The 2,038-nt window shown below is 37.3% G+C and carries 2 protein-coding genes; one reads left to right on the top strand and one right to left on the bottom strand.

Annotated elements, in window-relative coordinates; genetic code table 11:
• Positions 1-833: amino acid permease (locus AMDU4_RS09655; RefSeq protein WP_290704922.1), on the top strand; the 833-nt coding region annotated here is incomplete at its 5' end.
• Between the two features lie 15 nt (positions 834-848).
• On the opposite strand, the gene AMDU4_RS09650 is transcribed toward AMDU4_RS09655, so the two are convergent.
• Positions 849-2,038: hypothetical protein (locus tag AMDU4_RS09650; RefSeq protein WP_021787796.1), on the bottom strand; the 1,190-nt coding region annotated here is incomplete at its 5' end.

Genomic DNA, 2,038 nt, shown 5'->3' with positions numbered 1-2,038 from the left:
GATTTTCAGCTGTTGCTGTTGGTATGGTTCTGGCAATATTTTCCATGTCAGGTTCTTCGGCAGTTGTAACACTGGGAGAAGAGGCAAAGCAACCCAGGAAAAACATCAAAAAGGCACTGCTTATAAGTTTTCTAATTACTGGAGTTGTGTTTGTTCTTACATCTTATTCCCTCACAGTTGGATGGGGTGTTTCAAAGATGCCTACATTTTTCCAGTCAAGCGTTCCGGGACTAATAGTGACGGATAAATTTATTGGACTTCCCTTTACGATATTGCTATTTGTATTTATCATTAACAGCCTATTTGCCGGTTCACTTGCACCTTTGAACACCAGTTCAAGGATGATATTTTCTATGAGCAGGGATGGACTTGGCCCATCGATTTTCTCAAAGGTTCATCCCATTCATAAGACACCATATGTAGCCATAATAATCATAGCAGCAGTATCGTACATTGTTTCACTTGCGGCTGGAATACTGATTGGACCGAAAGACGGTTTCCTTTATCTGGTCACGGCATCATCAGCAGCACTATTTATAGGTCATATATTAAGTAATTTCGGCCTCGGTATAACCTACAAAAAATTAAAAGAATTCAAAGTACTGACACACGCAATTATACCGGCAGTGGCCACAATCATACTTTCGATTGCTATGTTCTACAGTTTTGTTCCACCTGCATATCCTGTGGACTATGCCATAATCACAGCTATAGTTTTTATTATAATATCGGCAATTGCCATAGTGATATATGCTAGAAAGCATCCATCTCAGATCCACAAAGCTGGTATGGCTGATAAGCAGGTGCAGGATCAAATAAATAAAAATGAATGATTTTTTTTCAATAAGTTATTTCTTATCCTGTATGTCTGTAAAGAGTTCTTTTGAAAATATTTTGTCTGCAATTCCCCCTCCGACAGCTTTCAGATCAGACATGATAGGTTTGCTGACCCGTGGCAGGTATAATTGCCCTTTTATCAGATACATATTTATCATGGACAGTTCAATCATGAGGGAATCTACAAGCTTATGCCTTCCTGGATTTGGTATCATTGTATTTCTGTATAGGGACAGGTACATTTTCATTGTTATAACGTTGAACAGTATATAACCGTCAAGTTCCATTTTTCCAGAAATCATTTTTCTGTCGGAATCCAGGCGGTACTTAGAACTGGAAACGGATGAATACATAAATTTCTTTATGTTGATTGCCTGGTATATAAGGTTCTGGTCTATATCCATATTTGAAACGGCTATGATAATAGAACTGTCATTACATGCCTTTATGAATTCCAGTTCCCCATGAGATGTATCGTCCATAATGAAATAGTGAAGGTTGCCACTGTTAATGCTGTGATAATAAACATACCTGTTCAGTAGTGAGTTAAATGTTCTTTTTAACATTATTTTCCCAGAATGGCCATACTTTTCTAGAATTTTTTTTATTTCTTCAGGTGGAATATCCATGATAAAAAATTTCTTCTCCTTGTTTAATATGTTGATATTTTTCGTGCTGTAATGGGAAGAATCCAGTATAAGGACACCTTCGAATTTTGAAGCTTCTTCGGTTCTGGATAGAAATCTGGACAGCATATATTCTGATCCCACAAAGTATTCCACATTAAGTATCCTCATCATTACGGGGTCAAACACTATATCCAGTGTAATATTCTCCTGGGCATATCGGCTTTTCCCGTTTAAGGCATATACAGGTATTATTATTTCAATATGCATTATAAGTGTGCTTTCATCGTAATCCTCAAGATTTTCAAATGCCAGTTTATTGTAGGCTATGTACCGCAGCATGGATGCAATATTTTTTGGTTCCAGTTTCAATTTTGGCCAGTAATGGTACAGAATAGTTTTTCTGTAATAACGCTTGACATATTCCAGTGGGATTCGTCCTACTATGGTTATCAGGGCAGATGTGATAATTTCTCTCCAGTATTTGTCATAAGTTCCAGATATCTTTCGTATCATATCGTAGTTCATGGATAGCAGAAAGGCGACATCACCATACTGGTACGACTTTTCGGGAA

The organism is Ferroplasma sp. Type II (assembly GCF_000496155.1).
This window is presented reverse-complemented; position numbering and strand designations above follow the sequence as displayed.